The sequence below is a fragment of the Streptomyces sp. NPDC093260 genome (genome assembly GCF_040683715.1).
Lineage (GTDB): Bacteria > Actinomycetota > Actinomycetes > Streptomycetales > Streptomycetaceae > Streptomyces > Streptomyces sennicomposti.
The window spans coordinates 80,522-100,513 of sequence record NZ_JBFBEK010000031.1; the positions used below are offsets into that span (position 1 = coordinate 80,522).

16 protein-coding genes and 5 pseudogenes are annotated in these 19,992 nt (G+C 70.3%); 7 read left to right on the plus strand and 14 right to left on the minus strand.

What is annotated here, in order from left to right:
• From AB0N63_RS30250 to AB0N63_RS30280, 7 genes and pseudogenes are all read right to left on the minus strand, one after another.
• Positions 1-207: pseudogene (locus AB0N63_RS30250) on the minus strand (transcriptional regulator); the annotation flags it as partial.
• Between the two features lie 6 nt (positions 208-213).
• Positions 214-606: a hypothetical protein gene (locus AB0N63_RS30255; RefSeq protein WP_365533839.1), complete on the minus strand. Its 393-nt coding sequence runs from the start codon at positions 604-606 to the stop codon at positions 214-216.
• A gap of 160 nt (positions 607-766) precedes the next feature.
• The gene (locus AB0N63_RS30260; RefSeq protein ID WP_365533842.1) at positions 767-1,252 is read right to left on the minus strand and encodes a hypothetical protein; all 486 of its coding nucleotides are present in this window, start codon (positions 1,250-1,252) and stop codon (positions 767-769) included.
• Positions 1,249-1,671 (minus strand): hypothetical protein, encoded by a 423-nt coding sequence (locus AB0N63_RS30265; RefSeq protein ID WP_365533845.1) that lies wholly within the window; start codon positions 1,669-1,671, stop codon positions 1,249-1,251. The genes AB0N63_RS30260 and AB0N63_RS30265 overlap by 4 nt, the downstream gene beginning before the upstream one ends.
• A gap of 178 nt (positions 1,672-1,849) precedes the next feature.
• Positions 1,850-2,655 (minus strand): annotated as a pseudogene (locus AB0N63_RS30270) (IS481 family transposase); the annotation flags it as partial.
• A gap of 169 nt (positions 2,656-2,824) precedes the next feature.
• The gene (locus tag AB0N63_RS30275) at positions 2,825-3,364 is read right to left on the minus strand and encodes an alpha/beta fold hydrolase (protein ID WP_365533847.1); all 540 of its coding nucleotides are present in this window, start codon (positions 3,362-3,364) and stop codon (positions 2,825-2,827) included.
• A gap of 303 nt (positions 3,365-3,667) precedes the next feature.
• A complete protein-coding gene (locus AB0N63_RS30280) occupies positions 3,668-4,249 on the minus strand; it encodes a helix-turn-helix domain-containing protein (protein ID WP_365533850.1) in 582 nt (193 codons plus the stop codon).
• A gap of 56 nt (positions 4,250-4,305) precedes the next feature.
• On the opposite strand from AB0N63_RS30280, the gene AB0N63_RS30285 reads away from it, so the two are divergent.
• The 7 genes and pseudogenes from AB0N63_RS30285 (at position 4,306) to AB0N63_RS30315 (ending at position 13,121) form a co-directional block, all read left to right on the plus strand.
• Positions 4,306-5,547, plus strand: a complete 1,242-nt coding sequence (locus tag AB0N63_RS30285) for an alpha/beta hydrolase (RefSeq protein ID WP_365533852.1) — start codon at positions 4,306-4,308, stop codon at positions 5,545-5,547.
• A gap of 12 nt (positions 5,548-5,559) precedes the next feature.
• A pseudogene (locus AB0N63_RS30290) lies at positions 5,560-6,263 on the plus strand (IS5 family transposase); the annotation flags it as partial.
• Positions 6,264-6,816: 553 nt separating this feature from the next.
• Positions 6,817-8,037 (plus strand): hypothetical protein, encoded by a 1,221-nt coding sequence (locus AB0N63_RS30295; protein ID WP_365533854.1) that lies wholly within the window; start codon positions 6,817-6,819, stop codon positions 8,035-8,037.
• Positions 8,038-8,541: 504 nt separating this feature from the next.
• On the plus strand, positions 8,542-9,192 hold the full coding sequence (locus tag AB0N63_RS30300) for a DUF6338 family protein (RefSeq protein ID WP_365533857.1): 651 nt from the start codon (positions 8,542-8,544) through the stop codon (positions 9,190-9,192).
• Complete coding sequence (locus tag AB0N63_RS30305) at positions 9,192-9,374, plus strand: hypothetical protein (RefSeq protein ID WP_365533860.1); 183 nt, start codon at positions 9,192-9,194, stop codon at positions 9,372-9,374. Before AB0N63_RS30300 ends, AB0N63_RS30305 begins: the two co-directional genes overlap by 1 nt.
• A gap of 3 nt (positions 9,375-9,377) precedes the next feature.
• Entirely contained in the window at positions 9,378-12,902 is a 3,525-nt protein-coding gene (locus AB0N63_RS30310; RefSeq protein WP_365533862.1) for a CHAT domain-containing protein, read from the plus strand.
• A gap of 12 nt (positions 12,903-12,914) precedes the next feature.
• Positions 12,915-13,121 (plus strand): hypothetical protein, encoded by a 207-nt coding sequence (locus AB0N63_RS30315; RefSeq protein ID WP_365533865.1) that lies wholly within the window; start codon positions 12,915-12,917, stop codon positions 13,119-13,121.
• On the opposite strand, the pseudogene AB0N63_RS30320 reads toward AB0N63_RS30315, so the two are convergent.
• The 7 genes and pseudogenes from AB0N63_RS30320 to AB0N63_RS30350 form a co-directional block, all read right to left on the minus strand.
• A pseudogene (locus AB0N63_RS30320) lies at positions 13,089-13,743 on the minus strand (helix-turn-helix domain-containing protein); the annotation flags it as partial. The gene AB0N63_RS30315 and the pseudogene AB0N63_RS30320 sit on opposite strands and share 33 nt — an antisense overlap.
• Before the next feature lie 169 nt (positions 13,744-13,912).
• Positions 13,913-14,161 carry a transposase gene (locus AB0N63_RS30325; RefSeq protein WP_365533867.1) on the minus strand — a complete coding sequence of 83 codons (249 nt, stop codon included), beginning with the start codon at positions 14,159-14,161 and terminating at the stop codon, positions 13,913-13,915.
• A 184-nt stretch (positions 14,162-14,345) separates the two neighbouring features.
• A complete protein-coding gene (locus AB0N63_RS30330) occupies positions 14,346-16,577 on the minus strand; it encodes a VCBS repeat-containing protein (protein WP_365533869.1) in 2,232 nt (743 codons plus the stop codon).
• A 1,421-nt stretch (positions 16,578-17,998) separates the two neighbouring features.
• A complete protein-coding gene (locus AB0N63_RS30335; protein ID WP_365533871.1) occupies positions 17,999-18,373 on the minus strand; it encodes a PIN domain-containing protein in 375 nt (124 codons plus the stop codon).
• A complete protein-coding gene (locus AB0N63_RS30340; RefSeq protein WP_365533874.1) occupies positions 18,370-18,624 on the minus strand; it encodes a hypothetical protein in 255 nt (84 codons plus the stop codon). Before AB0N63_RS30340 ends, AB0N63_RS30335 begins: the two co-directional genes overlap by 4 nt.
• Positions 18,625-18,993: 369 nt before the next feature.
• Complete coding sequence (locus AB0N63_RS30345) at positions 18,994-19,362, minus strand: hypothetical protein (RefSeq protein WP_365533876.1); 369 nt, start codon at positions 19,360-19,362, stop codon at positions 18,994-18,996.
• Between the two features lies 1 nt (position 19,363).
• Positions 19,364-19,597, minus strand: a pseudogene (locus tag AB0N63_RS30350) (IS630 family transposase); the annotation flags it as partial.
• Positions 19,598-19,992: the final 395 nt, after the last annotated feature.

A 19,992-nucleotide genomic window follows, 5' to 3' on the forward strand; every position in this document is an offset into this window, starting at 1 on the left:
TCAGTCGTGGGGCGGCAGGTGGCCGATCCGGTGGTCGGCGACGTTCAGCGCCTCGTCGACCAGACGGCGCAGGTGCCCGTGACGCAGGCCGTAGACGACCCGGCGCCCCTCCTTGCGGGTGGTGACGAACCCGGCCAGGCGCAGCCGGGCCAGATGCTGGCTGACCGAGGTCCGCGTCGCCTCGGTCGCTGCGGTCAGGGTCGTGAGGAACCCTCACTCCCGGTTACGGGTGCGCAGCTTGCTCTTGGCCGTCCCGGTGTAGCGAGCACGGGCGCCCCGAGTTCCCGCAGCAGGTCCACTACGCCGCCGCCCACGCCGATGGAGTTCGACCACCGCGGCGGCGCCTTCCTCCTCGCCCAGGGCGGCCTGCACCCGGGTGGTGGTCTGCATGGCGTCCTCGCGGTCGTAGGTCTCTGGGTGAGCGACGACCAGGCCGCGGCGGTGGCACAGCACGGTGGGGTCCCCACCGGCGCGCACGACGTCCACGCCGAGGATGCGCCGGCCGGGGACGTCGGGGCGGCTGGCCTGGTCCCACCGGACTGCCCCGAGTACCGGCACAAGGTTCAGCTCGGGGCCGAACACGACAGCGGTGCGGGTCCTGCTCACGGCAGCGACGGCGGTGCGACGTTCGACTTCAAGCAGAGCCAGACTTGCCGGGTCAGGTCGACTCTCAGCAGGGTTGAACTGCGCAAGCGTCTCGGATTGCGCTTGGCGATCTGGTCGGAGGGCTGCGGGATCACCGCCCGGAGCGTCCCTCGGCCGCTTCTCACGGATCCCGTGGCTCACCATGGCTGGTGAGCAGCCGCACAGGCTGCTCATTGCCGGTGCGGCTCCACCACAGGCCGGAGGCGTCCAGGTAGTGCACCGTGGCGCGCACGGTGAAGTCCCGGGGGGCCGGGCCACTGTGCCCGTCCCACGTGTGCTCGGCGAGACGGATCAGCGAGGACCCCCTGGCGGGCAGCGGCCGTATGTACCGCCGCTCGCCGCTTGCGTAGCGGACCGGCACGGCCGGCGAGCCCGGCTTCACCGCGTCCGCGCTGATCCACCACACCTCCAGGAACGGCTGGTCGCTGTAGTTGTCGACATAGGCGGTCTCTCCGCGGGCGCGGGTGAGGAGGAGCCGCGCCTGGGCCGCGTCCCGGTCGGCCCGCTCCCGCACCCGTGTCCGGCTCTCGTTCACGGCGACACCCAGGGCTACGAGCGTGGCCGCCGCCGTCGCGACGGTACTGCCGATCGTCCATGCGTCTGTCATCCTCGGACCGTAGAGGCTGGCGAGCCACGGCGACGAGCAAATGCGGCAAGAGCCGCAGTGGAAGGCCGATCTGCAGCAAGTCCCCGGTCGGGCTTGACGGTCCAGCCGGGCAACTGATGATGTGCGGCGGCCACTCGCCCGGTCCGTCCACACCCACGATCAGGGTCGGCTCCATGGTGACCAGCACGAACACGGACCAGCGGAGAAAGCGCGCGCGACCTCCGGCGCAATTCCTGGCGCAACATCTGGGTGCCCATGCCTTTGACGTAGAGCCCGGTGATCGGCCCAAGGTTCTTGCAGGGCCTGACAGCGAGTTCGTCCTCCCCCCGCAGGACCCGGTAGTGGGTGTCCTCGATGACGACGGTGGCGATCTTTCCCGCATGCCGCGGGCCGAGCTTGATGAACTGGCCGTTGATCATGAAGCGGCCGCTCGCGTGCACCTTGCGCCGGGCCCGGATGGCACCTGCAGGCAGGGGCGGAGGCGGCAGCGGCGACGTCGCTGTCCGTGCCCCGTCGATCTGCCCGAGACGGTCGGCCGGAACGGGGCAGGGTCAGGTTCCCATCAGGGCGTTGTCAGCGATGGCGTGCATGAGGTGTCCAGAGACTGACCGGGGTGGCCATGCTCAGGGCCTGGTGCGGGCGCTGGTGGTTGTAGGCGCCCAGCCGTCGATCGCTTCCTGGGCAGCGGCCGGCGACTCGGACGGCGCCACGTGATCGAGGAACTCCTCGCGCAGGGTGCGGTGAAAACGTTCGGTCCTGCCCGTGGTGGTGGGTGAACGTTGCGTGGTCAGTCTCTGGGTGATGCCGTTCTCCCGGCAGATGCGCTCGAGAAGTGCCTCAACCGGCTGGAGGCGGGTATGACGGCCGGTGAACTGCTTGCCGTTGTCGGTCAGGACCTCGAAGGGCACCCCGTAACGGCGCATCGCGGCGGTGAAGGCCGAGCACACCGCGCGGGCACTGGGCACGGCCGCGACCGAGGTGATCACGACGAACCAGGAGTGGTCGTCGATGCCGGTGACCGTCTTGCACCCCCGCCCGTCGGCCAGCGGCACCCCGTTGACCAGGTCCATCTGCCACAGGTGCATGGGCCCTTCGCACTGCCACCGGCGGTACTTGCGCGGATGCTGCTGTTCCTGGGTGCGGACCAGGCCGTTGCGGGACAGCACACGATGGACCGTGGCCCGCGAAGGCGCCGACTCCAGCCCGCGCACAGCCAGTTCGTGGGAGATCCGGCGGGCGCCCCAGCGGGGGTGCCGGCGACGTAGGTTGCAGATCTCGGCTTCGACCTCCGCAGACAGGCGCGTGGGACTGTTCCGCGGGCACCGGGAGCGATCCAGCAGACCGGACACGCCCTCCTGCTCGAACCGTCACCGCCAGCTGTGCAACGTCTGACGCGAGGTGCCGTACCGGGCCGTGTCCGTTGCGCATCGGGGCCCTTGTGTTTCTCCCCCGCACCGTTGGGTGGAGCGAGCCGACTGCGCTGGGGGATGATCCTGTGCGTGGCTGACGAGGCAGGTTCAGATGCGGACGACGCTTGTGCGTGGGCTGAGCGGCTGGGCTGGGCGTTCGGACTCATGGCGGAGGATCCGGCTGCGAGAGGTGCAGCGCTCGTCCATCGGATCGCGGTCCGGTCGGGGCCGGGGCGAGGCTTCGTGCGGACTTTCGGCCCTTGTGCCCGGCGATGTGTGCGGTGGGGCCGTCCATGGGGCCGGGCTCGGCGATGATCGCCTGGTGAAAGCGGGCGGCGGCGCTCGGGTCGGCCAGGGCTCGGGTGAGCACGGCCCCGCCGGAGGAGAATCCGAGGATGTCGGCCTTGCCTTTGTCCAGGCGGTCGATGAAGGCGGCGAGGTCTCTGACTGACCTGGAGATCGTGTACTGGTCCATGGGGAGCAAGTCGCTGCGTCCGCCGCCGGCCTGTTCGTAGGCGTAGACGTCGTAGCCCTGGCGGGCCAGGAGTTGCAGGAACCGGTGGTCGAGTACCGAGATGCCGCGGACCGGTCCGCCGTTGAGGTACACGAGCGGGATGGGGTGCCGGGTGCCGGGGTGCGCGGGCGGGTAGTGGTACACCGCGACCCGGCTGCCTGTGGCCAGGCTCCAGTGCTGCGTGGCCACGAAGGGTAGGGCGGGCGGGTACCGCCGGGCCGTCGGCACGGTCGGGATGCAGACCGTTGCTGTCAACCCCGCCGCGACGACCACCGGCAGGAACGGCACGAGCCGCGTCGGCCAGGTGCGGTGCCGGCCCCGCCACAGCGCGAGGACAGCCCCGACTCCAAGGGTCGGCAACCATGCGGCGAGCCCCGAGCCTGCCCCGTCTGTGAGGGTGATCAGTGCGAGAAAGACGACGGCCAGCATCGTGACGGTGGCCAGGGCCAGCAGTAAGCGTCCGGTGAAGCGGACTAGGAGCTGTCCGGCCGATCATGTGTCTGTCTCCTGCTCGGCTTCTGTCGTGGGCCGCTCGGGTTCCGCCTGAGGGGCTTCTATCGGGAAGTGGATGGGGCTGAGCAGGTATTGCGCTCGTTCGGGGCTCGGCTGGTTGGCAAGTTTCGGAGCGATGGCCGCGCGCAGCTCGCCGATCAGTTCCTCCAGTTCCGCCGGGCTGAGCCAGAGTGCATGCTGCCGGTAACCCACCCGATCGGCCACAGGATCAGCTCTGTCGCGGTCGAGATAGGCGGTGAACTCGGCCAGCAGGGCGGTCATTGCGGTGGCGAATGCCTGCCGATGGTCCTCGGCGGTGAGTGTGCGGACCGCCTCAGAGCTGATCACGGCCCGGTCCTGTAGCAGCCGGTAGTGCCGTTCCACCGCGCCGCGCACCCTACGCTCCTCAGCCACCTCCAGGACCCCGCCGCCCACCAGCAGATCGATGTGCCGGTAGACGGTGGCTTTGGAGGCTTCTGGGATGCGTGCGCAGAGCTGTGCGGTGGTCAGCAGCCTTCGCCCGCCCATCGCATGCACGATCCGCAGCCGGATGGGGTGGGCGAGCAGATCCAGGGAGTTCATGCCCAACTTTCTCACGACTGCTACCTTTCTCAAATATGAGAATGAATGAGGGTGGGGTGCTGGAGGCAGCGCGAGGCGTCGCCACGCTGCTGCAGGCGGAACGGTTCGGCGAAATCGTGGGGCTGTTCGCGCCCCCACTGAGGGCCGCAGTCTCCGCCGAGGCGCTGCGGCTCGCGTGGACGACCGCGGCTGCCGGACAGGGCGGGGTCAAAGTGATTGAGGAGCCGGTGACCGAGGTGGGCGAGGCCGGCCTGGTGCGCGTACGCATCCCGGTGACCTGCGTCAATGGCAGCTTCACCGTGGTCACGTCGGTCGGCGACGACGGTCTGTTGCACGGATTGAGACTCGATCCGCACGGTGGCGCCGAATGGCAGCCGCCGCACTACGCGGATGCGGACCGGTTCACCGAGCGGGACGTCCTGCTCGGTGATGGGCCGCTCGCGGTCCCCGGCACGCTCAGCCTGCCCGTCGGCTCCGGACCGTGGCCCGCCGTGGTGCTGCTCAGCGGTGGTGGCGCGTTCGACCGGGACGAAAGCAGCGGCCCTAACAAGCCGCTGAAGGACCTCGCTTGGGGGCTCGCCTCCCGCCAGGTGGCCGTGTTGCGCTTCGACAAGGTGACCTTCGCGCACCCGGACCGTCTGCCATCGGACTTCACCATGGCCGACGAGTACCTGCCCCAGGCACTCGCTGCCGTCCGGCTGCTCCGGCAGCAGCCCGAGGTGGCACCGGAGCTGATCCACCTGCTCGGGCACAGCATGGGCGGCAAGGTGGCGCCCCGGATCGCCGCCGCCGACCCATCGATCGCGGGCCTGGTGCTGCTCGCCGCGGACACGCAGCCGATGCATGAGGCGGCCGTCCGGGTGGCCCGCTATCTCGCGGAGCTCGCCCCCGGCCCGAGCGCGGAGGAGGCGGTGTCGGCACTGGTCCAGCAGGCCGCGTCGGTGGCGGACCCGGAACTTACACCTGACACGCCGTCAAGCATGCTGCCGCTGGGCTTCTCCGCAGCTTACTGGCTCGATCTGCGCGCCTACGACCCGGTGGCCACGGCAGCCGAACTGGTCTGCCCGATGCTGATCCTTCAGGGCGGGCGGGACTACCAAGTGACCGTCGCCGACGATCTGGCAGGCTGGCAGCGTGCCCTGGCACACCGGCCCGAGGTGGCGATCCGGATCCACGAGGACGCCAATCATCTTTTCTTTCCCGGCAGCGGCCAACCCACGCCGGCCGAGTACACGCGGCCAGGGCATGTTGATCCTGCGGTGGTGGACGAGATCGCGACCTGGCTGGCGCGACGGTAGGGGGCATGCGCTATGGGCCAGCACGATCGCGGCGATCTCACGGATGCCGAGTGGGAACGGCTCCGGCCGCACCTGCCGGTGAGCAACAGGCGGTGCGGGCGTTGGCGAGATCATCGACAGGTGATCGACGGGATCCTTCACCGGGTGCGGACCGGGGTGCCATGGCGTGATCTGCCCGAGCGGTTCGGGCCGTGGAAGACGATCTATGAGCGGCACCGGTTATGGTCGGCGGACGGCACCTGGGAACGCTTGCTGCAGCACGTGCAGGCCATGGCCGATGCGGTGGGCGAGATCGACTGGGACGTGTCGGTGGACTCCACTACCGTGCGCGCCCACCAGCACGCGGCCGGCGCCCGAACCGAACTCCCGATGAGGCGCGCCGGGCCAAAAGGGGACGAGGAGACAGAACACCAGATCGGGAGGCCATGGCGAAGTCGGGTGGGTCGGTTGGCGGTGGTGGCGAACGAAATGAGGGCCTGGGCCGCTCGCGCGGCGGCTTCACCAGCAAGATCCATCTAAGTGCCGACGGCCTCTGCCGCCCGCTGTCCCTGATCGTCACTGCAGGACAACGGGCGGACTGCACTCAGTTCACATCGGTGCTGGAGAGGATCAGGGTGCCCCGCCTCGGAGCGGGCAGGCCTCGCAGGAAGCCCGACAGCGTCGCGGCGGATAAGGCTTACAGCAACGGTGCCTGCCGCCAGTACCTGCGACAACGGCGCTCCGGGGGCGGGTGCGCTGCACCCTGTGCGGAGGGAAAGTGCGGCCCTCTGCGATCCGCGACCGCGTCTACTACCCCGCGCGGCTCTGCCAGAATCGCAGCCATGCCGAGGAGTCGAGGCCGTCGCGGGTCGGGCGGCGGCAAGAGCCACGTATGCCGTTCGCCGCGTCAGTGGGACAGCGAGCGGGTGCTGTTCGTCGAGTATGACGGTCCGGTTCCGCGCGCGCTGATGGCGCGGATCGGTGAGGTCTGCGGCACTCCGGTGACAAGCCGGCGCTGCTGACGCCGGGGGCGGCCGACGTCTGGGAGGGCATGCGGAGATGTGGGGCCCGGCCGAACAGATCACCACCGCCCTTGCCGCGCGCGGTGTCGAACTCAACGACCGCAGTGCCGTCGATGTCGCCGTGCGGCACTCAATGCGAACGGCTTGCCCAGCAACTCACCTGTCGCCTCTCCGGCCGTCCGGCGCGTGACACACACCCTGGCCGGGAGCGCCACCGACGCGGCGGGCCGCACCGGCCGTGACATCCGAAGAGAACAGGCAGATAGAAGTGGAAAAGGGCGATTCCCTCACGGCCCTCACCCGGTCCCAGGTCGACAGACTGGTCGCACGGAGCGGGGACCTCAAGAGCGAACTGGTGGCCTTCGCACAGAATCCGCGCTTCGCCCGGCGGCTGGATGCCCGGCTCGACGAGGCCGCGGACCGGCTCGGCTTCCTGGACGAGGCGACCGCCGTCGAGACGATCGACCACTTCGCTCTGCAGTACCGGTTGCCGGACGGCTCCACCGTCGTCGAGCGGTTCGTGGCCCAGCGCCGGCCGCCGCTGCCGCAGGACGAGCGGGCGATGCTGCTCGGCTGGCGCGACGTGGTCGAGGGCATCTTCGAGATCCAGGGCCTGGACCGGAGCACCGCCATCCTGCACAACCTGCTCGACGACCTCGTCTACCGGGTCCACTCCAACATGGGGCACCGTGCCCTGGGCAAGCTCCGCAAGGGGATGTTCGTCGCCGCCCGGATCGTGCCCGTTCACCCCGACACCGACGCCTGGCTGATCAGCGGCGACCTCACCACCTACTCCCCCGGCGACGGTCCTGAGTTGGCGCAGGTCGCCGCCCAGACCCTCGCCGTCCATCCGCAGCTGCTGCGCCGCAATCCCGAAATGCTCCGCCAGGCCTGGCAGATGCAGGCCGAGGCCCGTGCCGACTTCATCGAGTTGTTCGGCACCGACCTGCTCGTCCTCGACCCCGGCCAGGCGCAGCTCCGGCTTCGGGACTATCACCGTCACCGGCAGGACAAAGCCCTCGCCGAACTCGACGACGAAGCCGCTTCCCGGGCAAGGGACGGCGGCCCCTCCCCCGACGAGCTCAGCAGCCTGCCCGAAGACCTGCTCGACGCGGACACCGTCGCCGTGATCTGCGACGCGACCGAAGGCATCTGCTACTACGGCGACTTCGGCCGCCTGGACGCCCTGTTCGCCGATCCGGCCCTCGCCCGCGACCGCACCCACCTGGCACAGCTCCGGCAGTACCTGAACGACGACTCCGTCTCCCCCATGGTCATCCGCCGCCTGGTCCAGCGGCACCCCGCCAACGCCGACGCCGTATTCCGCGCGCTCCTGCGCAAGCCCGCGTTCACCTGGGAGCGGGACGGCGAGGAACTGCTGCGCCGCCGCAAGAAGAACCACTTCGTACACGAGCCCCTGCCCAGCATCACTCCGGTCGGCGCACGCCTCGCGGACCTCCTGCGCGCGCAACGGCGGCACCGGCGATGAGGCTCACCACCGCCGAACTCGACGCCATGGTCGCGGAGGTGATCGTCGACGCCTACGACGAGTGCGATCAGCTCGCAGCGTTCCACACGGTCGGACCGCCTTCCCCTGCCGTTCAACACGAACGTGCGGGGCGTCACGGTGACCGTCACCGTCATCCGGCTCCGGCCCGGCAGCCAGCCCGACCTCGTGGCCGCCATCAGGCAGATGCAGGACCGGCAGCACCGCCACCGAGCGGACCGGCTCGCAACCCGCATCGGCCACCTCCATCCAGCTACGTCTGGAGATCGCGCTCGCGCGCATCGAGCATCTGAGGGCCGAGAACAGCGAACTCACCCGACGGCTGGAGACCGCATACGGTGAGATCCGCAGGCTGCGCAGCGAACGCGGCGTCGCCGAGGCCGGCCAGTGCCTCCCGGCAACCAGCGGAAAGGGCTGTTCTGTCGACCGTGGAGACTCAAGCCAGTAGCCTGATCGAGCGGAGTCCGTGCGACATGGGGGTGGTGAGTGCAGGCGCCTGCGACCGTCTTGCAGCTTGCTCTACTCGTCTTTCTGGTGCTGCCCGGGGTCACCTATCAGTTCGTCCGGGAGCGCCGCCGTGGGCCGGTGCCCGGTGAGCGTGATCTGGGCGAGCGGGTGCTGCGGGCGATCGTCGCGTCCGTCGCGCTGGACGCCCTGTACGCGGTGGTGGCGGGGCCAGCGCTGGTTCGTCTGGCTCGAGGCGTCGACGGCGGCTGGGACGGCTTCGTGGAGCGGCCGCGAGTGGTCGGCTTCGTCGCCGTGGTGCTGTTCCTCGTCGTGCCGGCCGCGGCGGCGGTCACCGTTTCCCAGGTGGATCGGCAACGGCGCAAGGCTCGGTTCCTACGCACGCCCAGCGCCTGGGACCACGCGTTCCGCGACCGCGAACCGTGCTTCGTGCGCGTGCGGCTCAAGGACGGCAACTGGGCGGGCGGCTGGTACGGCAACAGGTCGTACGCCTCCTCGTACCCCCACCCGGCCGAGCTGTACCTCGAATCGGCGCGCGTGATGGGTGCCGACGGGGCGTTCGGCGCGCGCGTGCACGGGACGGCGGGCCTGCGGCTGCGGGCGGAAGACTTCGACGTGCTGGAGTTCGTCGAAGCCGGAGAACCGGCGGCCGTGCCGGAGGAGGAGCGATAATGGCGCACGAACCCGAACTCGCGCACGAACCCGAACTCGCGCACGAACTCGAGCTCACGCCCGAAGAGGCGGCGCTGCTGCAGGAGGCCGCGGAACGCGGCTACACCCCGAAACGCACGGTCGCCGAGCCGGACGACGCGCCCGGCGGTCCAGCCGGCACCTCGAACGGCAACGAGGACTGACGCGTGGGCGGCGGACCCGCGAACGTACTGGCCGAGCGGTTCTGGGAGGCGTTCCGGGTGGCCCGACACAGCGCGGACCCCGCGTCGGTCGAGAAGGCGATCGACCTCGGCCATGCCGTGCTGGCCGCCGAGGACGTGACCGAGCGCTGCTTGATCCTGTCCAATCTCGGGGGCCTGCTGCAGACCCGCTACCACCAGACCGGAAACTTCGAGTTCCTGCGGGAAGCCGTCAGCAAAGTCATGGAGGCCTACGTCCGCGCGTACGAAAGCCCCGAGGACTCGGCCCACTATGCCAACAACATCGGCATGCTGCTGCACACCGCGTTCCAGCAGAACCAGGACCGTGGCACTCTGACCGACGCGCTGTACTGGAGCCGGACGGCCGTCGACGAGGCACCGTCCACGAAGAAGGCGTACTACCTGGGCAACCTCGTTGTCGCGCTGCGGACGGCGTTCACCGTGACGAAGGACCTCGCCCCCCTGGCGGAGGCCGCCGAGCACGCGCGGGCCGCCGCCGAGTGCTCCCCCGATGACGGGACCACCGCCAGGAGTCTGCACTTCCTCGCCGTCGTCCTGCGCGACTGGTCCCATGAGACCGGGGAGACCGGTGTCGTGGAGGAAGCCGTCAATGCCGCGCGGCGAGCGGTGGAGCTCACGCCGGCCGGGTCGTCCGACGTGCTCGAACGACTGAGAATCCTCGCGTACCTCCTCTACGACCGCTACCGGGCTCGCGGAGCGCGGGACGATCTGGCCGAAGTGCTTCGGGTCCGGCAGACGCTGGTGGCCCATACGCCGGTCACCAATCCGCGGCACTCGCAGAACCTCGTCGAGCTGACGACCACGGAACGAGAATGGGCCGCGCTCACCGGCGAGCGTCCGACATCGAGCAGTGGCTGGGAACGTGCCGACACCGAAGCCGAAGTGTGCGGCCGGTACGCCGCCGAGTTCGAGCAGACCCGGGACTCGGACCTGCTGGAGCGGGCCATCGAGCTCGGGCGTTCAGCGGCGGCGGCCACCCCCGCCGGGCACCCCCGTCGAGGCGTGCGGCTGGACCACTTCGCCACGGCGCTGGCCACCCGGGGGGAAGCGTTCGGGGACCACGCCGCGCTGGCGGAGGCCGTCACCATCGAGCGGGAGGCGGTCGCGTGCACGCCGGCGGACCATCCGCAGCGGGCACAGTTCATGGGCAACCTTGCCGCCAACCTGAAAGCATTGTTCCACGCGACCGGAGACCTCGCCCACGTCACGGACGCGATCGACGTCGCTCGCCATGCCGCTGAGGCCACGGCCGGGCAGGGTGACCACCCGCGTTCACTCGGGATCCTCGCCGTCATGCTGCACGACCGGTACCAGGTGACCGGTGAACTGCAGGTGTTGTCGGAGGCGGTCGACCGTGCCCGGGAGTCCGTCCGCCTCGGCGCGAGCCTGGTCGCCGGGCAGCCCCAGCGGCTCTCCAACCTTGGCGCCATACTGTCCGACTGGTTCACCAGGACGGGCGAGGCGCGCGTGCTCGACGAAGCGATCGACGCACACCGCGCGGCCGCGGACGTCACGGCGGACGACGACCCGCACCGAGCAGTGCGGCTGGCCAATCTCGGCGGTGTGCTGGAGATGGCGTACGCCGATTCCGGCGACCGGAACGCGTTGCGGGACGCGATCGCCGCGCGTCGCGCGTCCGTGGCCGCGACTCCGCAGGACAGCCCGGACTGGCCCAGGTACACCGCGAACCTGGCCGCCGCGCTCGGCGACTGGTGCACGAACCCCGTCGCACCCGCCCTCGCGCGACGGGAGGCGCCGGATCCGGATCCGCAGGTCCTCGCCGAGGCGGTCGGCCTGGCCCGGAGTGCGGTGCGAAGGCCCGCGCAGGACGCCTATTTCCGGGCGAGTCTCCTGACCCACGTCGCCAACGTCCTGGCGCTCGGCTTCCGGCACCTCGGCGACGGCGAGGCGCTGACCGAAGCACTCGGCTGCTACCGGGAGGCCGCGGCGTCTGCCGGATCACCGGCGGAGAGCCGGGCGAAAGCGGCGGACCGGTGGGGAGATCTGGCCGCCGAGGCGGGGCAGTTCGACGTGGCTGCCGAAGGGTACGCCACCGCGGTCCGACTGCTCCCCCGGCTCGCCGGGCGCCGCCTCGGCCGCGATGACGCCCAGTACTGGCTCGGCCGGTTCGCCGGGGTCGCCGCCGACGCGGCAGCGTGCGCGCTGGCCGTCGGCGACGAGGTGAGCGCGGTGACCCTGCTCGAATCCGGACGCTGCGTGCTCGCCGCCCAGGCACTCGACAGCCGCGGTGACCTTTCCGACCTGCGCGAGCGGGCACCTGAGCTGGCCGACCGCTTCCGGACACTCACCGCGGAATTCGAAACCGACACCACGAGCGACCGAGTGGCACTCGCCGACGAACTCGACGCGGTGACCGACCGGATCCGCGCGCTGCCCGGGATGGAGCGGTTCCTGCGACCCCCGCTGCTCACCGACCTCACCGCGCAGGCACACGAGGGCCCGATCGTGTATGTCAACGTCAGCCGGCACCGGTGTGACGCGCTGATCATCACTCCGGACGGGGTCCGGTCGCGCGCGCTGGATCGGCTGAGCGAAGAGACCGTGAGCCAGCGCGTACGCGCTCTGCACACCGCGTTCACGGAGGAGCGGCTGGTCGCCGAGCAGGCGATCCATGACACGCTCGAGTGGCTGTGGGACGCCGTCGTGGGCCCTGTGCTCGGCGAACTGGGGATGACGGCGCAACCGGCGGCGGATGGTCCGTGGCCAAGGATCTGGTGGGCCCCGGTCGGGCCGCTCAGCCTGCTCCCCCTGCACGCGGCGGGCCACCACCGCGACGGCGGACCTGTGCTCCTCGACCGCGTCGTCTCCTCGACGACGCCGACGATCCGCGCCCTGGGTCACGCCCGCGCGGGCCGCCGCGACGACCGGAACGAGCCGCAGCTCCTGGTGGTCGCGATGCCGCACACTCCGGACGCCCCGGACCTGCCCGGCGCACAGGCCGAAGCCGACCACCTGGCCGCTCTCATACCCGGCGCCACGGTCCTGGTCGGTGCGGACGCGACTCGAGACGCCGTTCTCGACGCCTTGCCGGCCAGTGGCTGGGCGCACTTCGCCTGCCACGGGTACAGCGACCCGGACAACCCTTCGGACAGCCACCTCGCGCTGCACGACCACGACCGCGCGCCGCTTCGGGTGCTGGACCTTTCCCGGCTGCGTCTGCGGAACGCGGAGTTCGCGTTCCTGTCGGCCTGCGACACGGCCCGCACCACTGCGCGCCTGTCCGACGAGGCGATCCACCCGTTGGCGGCTTTTCAGATAGCCGGTTTTTCCCAGGTGGTCGGCACGCTTTGGCGCGTCGACGACGTGGTAGCGCCAGCCTTCAGCCAGCAGCTCTACGGCGAGTTGATCGCGGACCGATCCGGTGCGTTGTGCGCGTCGGCGGCGGTCCATCGCACGGTCAGGCAGCTCAGGGCGAAGTATCCGAACCTGCCGTCGGTGTGGGCCGCACACGTACACGCGGGCGCCTGATGACATGCGAAGGTGAAGGCGAAGGTCAAGGCGGAGGGTCGCCCGGCAGTGCTGGTGGTGTCGGGCGGCTTCGACGCGAGCGGCATGCGCGTCAGCCGCTCCTTCGTCGAAATGAGCAGCTGCGGGAAGAAGGTCCACCGCATCGGCTGGACGATCCTTCGCGGCTTGACGGACAAGATGGAGCGGAATGCCGTGGGTGCGGCGGTAGGTCGCCGGTAGCCGGTCCGGACTCGACCGGAGAGCCCAGCACGATCCTGCCATCGGACGTACGCCGAGCGGGGCGAACTCGTCCAGGGCGAAGGTCCGGTCCGGCCGCTCTGTGAGCGCGAGTTCGATCCGGTCGAGCTTGTCGCCGAAGTCGGGGTCCGGGGACTCCTCCCAGGTCTCGGTGCGTTGGAAGGAGATCCCGCTGCGCAGCAGTAGGCAGCGCAGGGCCTCGCGGCCGGTCCTCACCGGGCGGGTGATGTTGCGCCGCAGGTGCTCGGCGAGCTTGTGGGTTGACCAGCGGGTGAAGGGCTTGCCCGGCACGGTGGGCCGGGTGGTGGCCGCCTCGATGACGAAATCCTCGTCCTCGACGCTCAGCAGGCGGGGACGGCGGCCTCCCACCCACCGAGGGTCCAGACAGGCCAGGCCAGCCCCACCTCGTCGAACACGTGGATCACGTCCCGGACGGTGTCCTCGTCGGCCTGCACTGGCTGCGCGATCACCCGGACCGGGCTGCTCTCGATGAGGCCAGAAGCGTCATCGCCCGCCGGAACCGCACCGAACTGGTGCTTCCCGGCCGGACAATCCGCTGTGGCCTCTGTCCCTCCTGCTCTGTCAGCCGGCGAACCCTGACCATGCCCGTTCCCCCTTGCCGAGTGCCGTCACCGGCACCCAGCACAACGGGCAACCCGGCAAAGGTTCGCGGTCATAGCACTAGACCACGACTGGCACCTCGGACTCGGGGCCGACCATGAGCCCGTCACGGCTTGGCGTTGCTTGTGGTCGTTCTTGTCGAGCTTCGGTGGTCACCCGCCGTGGGCGCCGCGCTTTTCGCGGTTTCGGACGTGGTCGGCCTTCTCGGGAATGGTGCAGCCGATCCGGCGTCTGCGGAGGTAGGAGCGGTCGGCGTGGGAGCCATGGGCTTTATCGGCGCGGACCTTGTCCGGCCTGGTGCGCGGCTGGCCCTGACTGGTGCGCGGAACCCGGATTTTCTCGAGCACTGGTCGCAACTGCGGGTTGTCGTGGCAGTGCCCGGCCGTGATGATCAGGGACATGGGTTGTTGCCCCTGCTCGGTGGCGAGGTGAACTTCGTGGTCAGCCCGCCACGGGACCGCCCGAGGCCGTGGTCGTCCGGCTCGGTGTCGGATGCCCTGCGGGCCGTTGACGCGCCGTGCCCCCGCGCCGACGGCTGCGACGCGGGGGCACGGGAACATCGGGACGCGGTCCCGGGAGGGACGCTCAGGCGACGTGGTTGAGCGCGTAGGAGTCGCCGGCCTGCACCCGGTCGGGGGCGACGGACGGTGTCCGGGTCGCGAAAGGCGCCCGCCAGTTGCCGGTGCCAGAGTAGAAGTACGCCCTGTTGTTGCGCACGTCGTAGGCGAGCAGGTCCGCCCGGCCGTCCCGGTTCCCGTCGCCGATGCCGACGAGGTGGCTGTAGGCGTTCCAGCCGCCGCCGATCCGGGTGCGGGAGGCGAAGGTGCCGTTGCCGTTGCCGAGGTAGAGCCACAGCACGCCGTCGCGGTCCCGGGCGACCAGGTCACCGCCTGCGGCGCCGCCCACGTTCCCCACCGCGGTGATCTTGTCGTAGGTGTTCCAGCCGCCGCCGACCTTCACCCTGGGGGTGAACGGCGTCTTGTACTGGCCGGTGCCCTTGTAGAGCCACAGCACGCCGGTGCTGTCGGTGGCGAGGAGGTCGGCCTTGCCGTCGCCGGTGTAGTCGGTGCCGCCGGTGATCTTGTTGTACGTCTGCCAGCCGCCGCCGATCTTCGACCGGGCGGCGAAGGTGCCGTCGCCGCGGCCGAGGTAGAGCCACAAGACACCGCTGCCGTCGCGGGCCACGACGTCGGCGTGGACCGCGCCGCCGACATTGCCGACGGCCTCGATCTGGTTGTAGATCCCCCACCCCGAGCCGATGAGTTTCGTCCCGTGACCCGACAGCTGACCGGGGTTGTACGGGTCGTGGTAGGTGTCGCTGTTCCACAGCCGGCCAGCGGCGTCGCGCGCGAGCACGTTCGGCGTGCCGTTGTCGTCGAAGTCGTGCGGTTTGGCGGTGCGGACGACCTTGAACGAGCCGGAGGAGGTGAGGTCCGGGCCGATGCCGTTGAGCGGCTTGGCGACCAGCGTCCACGTGTAGTCACCGTTGTAGGCGCCGCCCGGGGGCCAGCCGAGACCGCCGTCCCAGTCGAGGCTGACGGTGGTGCCCGGGTCGGTGAAGGAGGCGATCCGGGTCTGGCCGGTGCGGGTGTGCTTCAGGGTGACAGTCACCTCGGCGTTGCCCCGGGACAGCTGCCATCTCAGCGATGCCTTGCCGTTGTTGCGGTCGAGGTCGACCGTGGCGGGGACGCTCTGGCCGGTCAGGGTGATCCGCGTGGGCTCTCCGGTGCTCGCGACCAGGGTGGCGGCCGGGGTGCCGTCCTGGCCCGGGGCGATCCGGTAGAGGCCCTCGTTGAAGGCGACCGTGCCGCCGCGCGCGTACAGCGTGCCGTCGGGGGCGGTGGCCGTCGAGGTGATGTGGTCGAGGAGCTTGCGGGTGGCGCCGGTCTTCAGGTCGTACCCGGTCAGCGCGTTCGAGGAGTACGCGGAGATGGAGTCCAGGCCTCCCTTGTTGCCGTACGTCAGCCAGTCGTCCTGGAGGCCGAGCGCCACGGCGGGGGGCCAGACCGTGCCCACGTGGATGTCCCGGGCCGTGCCCGTCGACCGCTCGACGACCGTCACCGTGGCGTCGTCCGTACCGTTGTACCGGGCCCAGGCCACGTGCGTGGCCGAGACGGCGATGTTGCTCTTCGTGGTGGCGGCCTGCGGGACCTCGTGGGTCTCCTTCACGGTGCCGGTGGCGAAGTCGACGAGACCGAAGTAGTACCGGGCGCCCGTCCCCGTGCCGGTCGAGTACGTCACCAGCGCCTCGGCAGCGGTGCCGGGCGTCACCTTGACGCCGGTGGCGTTCTTCGGGAGCGCACCGGTCACCACGCGCGTCGACTGACCCTTGGTGTGCATCCGGAGCGTCGTACCGTCGGCGTCGTCCACCGTGGTGAACAGCGAGGTGCCGGCGGCGCCCGCGTAGCGCACCCCGCTGACGGACGGGCCGAGGTCGTAGGTGTGGACGGTCGAGCCGCTCGCCATGTCGATGATCCGGGCAGTGGAGCCGGAGGACACGGCGACGAGGTCGCCCGTGCCGGTGGCCTGGACGGGGACGCTCCACGGCCACTGCGTCGGGGTGCCGCCGCCGACGGGCGTCCAGCTCCTGGTCAAGCTGCTCTGGTCCCAGGTCAGATAGCCGGACGCGGTGACGCCGGCGATGGTCTCACCCTTCGGGAAGGCGGGCACCGACTGGTCCCCGGGCGCGGCGGGCGCGTTGCCGGCGGTGGGCGCGGCCACCGCCGGGACGGTCAGTCCGACACCGCCGGCCGTGAAGGCGAGGACGGTGGCGAGGGCGGCGCCGAGGCGCCGCCCGGTGGTTCTGGCAGGAAGCAACGAAGTGTTCCTTTGACTCAGGTGACTCGTACGAGAGGAGCGGGAGGCCGGTGGGGGACGGTCGTGCGACCGGCCCGCGAGTCGGTCGCGCGTGGGCGGGGAGTCCCCGCCACCCCGCACGGCAGACGTGCCACCGCACCCCATGATCCGTGGAGGGTATCAACGGCCTCTGACAGAAGTCACTTGCGTATCACGTCCTTTCGCGGTCGGCGAGGGTCGCCGACCGGGTGTCGCACGGCGCGCGGCCCCGCCGGTGCCAGGCGTACGCTGCGTCGTCCGTCACGCGGCGCGAGGGACGCCCCGTCCGGCCGCCGGGGTCTCTGCCGACGGGGAGGTACGGGCCCTCAAGGCCGCCTCGTCCGGCTGCGGTCGTTCGGTGCCGGCACCCCACCGCGGCGGGCCAGGCCGTCATCCACGGGGAGGACATGGGGACATGGGCGCCGCGCAGCGCGCCGGGTGGGACCGGCCCCAGCAGACACTGCACATCGCCAGGCGCTCATCAGGAGCCGACGCACCATTCATGCCCGCACCTCCACGCTCCGGATCGGCCAGTGCACCAGGCGCCCGTCAGGATGGCGAGTGCCGGGCAAGCAACGGTAAACGCCGGCAAGGACACGGTGCTGCCGCTGCTCAGGGAGAGCTGGGCAACAGCGAGACGGTACACGATGGGTATCGGCGGCCTCCTGGCACGGGTCCTCTGCCACCGGCAAGGCGCTGCGGGTCACGCCGAGTGGGTCCGTCTTGCGACAAGCCCGCCGCCGTGTCGCACGCACGCGCTTCAATGCTGACAGCGCCGCGCGCTTTCTTGCGGGCGCCGGCCTGCCGCTTGAGGTCCTTGAGCAGTTCCCAGGCGGTTCCGGTGAACTCTGGGGGGAGTGACGCCGCCGTGGTCCCGTCGCAGGGTGACGGCGAGACCGGCGAGCTTGCGGTCGATAGACCGCTCGTACTGCCCGCAACCCGCAGAACGGCGAGCCCATCGACATCCCGGCCGGCTCCGGGCGGCGGCGGCCGCGGCGAGGGGGGAGCCGGACACCTCGGCCCAGGTGCGGGCCCGGTTCGCTGTCAGGCGACGCCTGCTCGTACGACCCGACCTTGTCGAGGAGGGAGGAGGCCAGTGTGTACACCGAGGACAACCGCGCCTGGTCGAGTTCCTGGGCCGCGGCCTTCGCGGCCAGCCGGTGGTGGTCGTACGCCCCCTGCACGGCCCGGCCCCTCCAGCACCTGGGTGGGCGCGCGCCGCACGGGGGCGGTGGCGCCGGCCGGAGGCTGTCTGCCGCCGACGGCCGGCGTGAGCTGGTCGGTTGCGAGGGGTGGTCGTCTTGCCGCGGTCCGTGGTGAGGTGTACCTGCACGCCAGGCACTGAACCCGGTAGGAGGGGCTGTTTCCCATGGGAAGCAGTCCCTCCTGCCTGCTGGACGTGGTCAGATGGGATTCAGCGGAGTGATGCCCGTGCCTGCGTACAGCTCGGGCTCCAGCGACAGGACCGTCAGCGGCTCTCCCGCCTTGACCGCGTGCCAGGCGATCGCCGCCGCGTGAGCCACCGGCCAGTCCATACCTCTCCAGCCCATCGCATCCACCGCGTGCGCGGCCGTGAACGGAACGCTCTCAGCGAACCGCAGTGACGCCGCGTGCTTGCCGGCGCCGGCGTCCTGCCGCTCGGCCGCAACGACGGAGAGTGACGGGATGAGGACGCGGCCGGTGCCACGCGAGGCTTCGACGTAAAGACCGGTGAAGAAGGGGTCCGCACGGTACAAGGCGAGCAGAGCGGTGTGGTCCAGGACGGCCGTCAGGTTCACGCGGCGGCGCCGCCCTGATGGGCGCGGATCTTCGCCCAGGCATCCTGGCCGACCTGCTGCACCTGCTCGCTGTACTCGATACCGAGCTCACGGGCCGCCTCTACAGCACGCTGCTCCCGCTCGGATTCCGTGAGCTCGCGGGAAGCAAGCTCTTCCAGCAGCTCAGTGATAGTGGTGCCGCGCTCTTCAGCAAGGATGCGCAGCCGGTCGCGCACTTCCTCGCTGGTCTTGATGCTCGTCGGCTTACTCATACCCCCGATTCTACCGTCGGTAGAACCTCGCGGGAATCGGCCGAGTCAACCCACGCCGTCGCGAGAGGAAGCACTCCGCGTGAGCCGAGGGTCGGCGCCTGAGCTTGCTCAGTCCGCGGCCCGACGGTCATTCTCCAGGTGGACCCATGGAATAACCGCGCTCATCCGGATAACGGGCCGGGCGGGCCATCACCCACGCCGGGCGTCCATCCCCTCGCCGCATTCGGCGGCCAGGCGGCGCGCCTGCCACGTCGTGCGCGGGGCGAGGACCCACCGCGCGAGCGAGAAACGGACGCGGCCGGTGCCGGCTGCCGTCCCGCCCGCCCCGCCAGGGAGACCCCAGGGGGCGGTGCCAGGGAGGTTCGGCGGTTACGTAACGGCAGGCAGACTTACCCCTCCGGACTCCCGCGCCGCGCACTGCACCGTTTCCGCGTCTCCCGGGAGATCCGGCGGCCACGGGCCATTCGGCCGAACCAGCGCCGTGGGAGACAGCAAAGCATCGGCATGTTCTCTCGACAGCAGCCCTCTGCCCACGACGATCTCCCACACAGGAACGCCCGTCGCGAAGGATTCCTTTGCGATCTCGGCACTGGTGCGGTAACCGAGCGCGGGAGTCAACGCGGTGACGATGGCAACGGAGTTCCGTACTCCGCGCTCAAGGCGTGCCCGGTCGGCGGTGATGCCGGCCACGCGGTTGTCCGACAGGGGATTCACTCCGGACCAGCCGTTGTGTGCCACCTTATCGGCGGCCGCCTCGTTGCTGACGCTGTAGGCGTGGTGTCGTCAGGGCGAGTCCGGTGCCGGTAAGGCATCCGTCGATGAGGTCGGGCCGGTATTGGAGTTGGCGCAGTCCCTGCCGGAGGGCGCGCATCAGGCGGACGGGGTCGATGAAGGCGGTGTTGGCCTGGCAGCGCCTGCGGAGCAGGGACCATATGCCCCCGACCGGGTTGAGCTGCGGCGCATACGGCGGCAGGCGACGTGAGTTCGGTCTGCGACTTCCGCATGGAACAGGAGAAGGCAGTCCCCGACACTGCCCGCCGTCGAGGTGGGCGAGAGGGAGTACCCCAAGCAGGCAGAAAAACAAGACGTCGGTTCCGGTTCTGGAGCCCATCGTTGTAGTTTGGGATGCTGAACTTCCAGGTCACAGCAATCTGCACCGCGCTGGCCCGGAAGGGTTCCTACCTTGCCGCCCGTGAGATCGCAGCTGGTCGACGACCGCTACCACAGTTGCTCAACCAGGCCGGTAAATCAGCGTGTTGTTTTTCTGCGAGCCCTTAGCCTCGATCTTGCATGACGGTCCGCCGACGGAGTCGGTGGACCGTTTTCGTACCGTGGGCTGTGGCGGGGCAGGCTGAGGTCCCGAGTGTC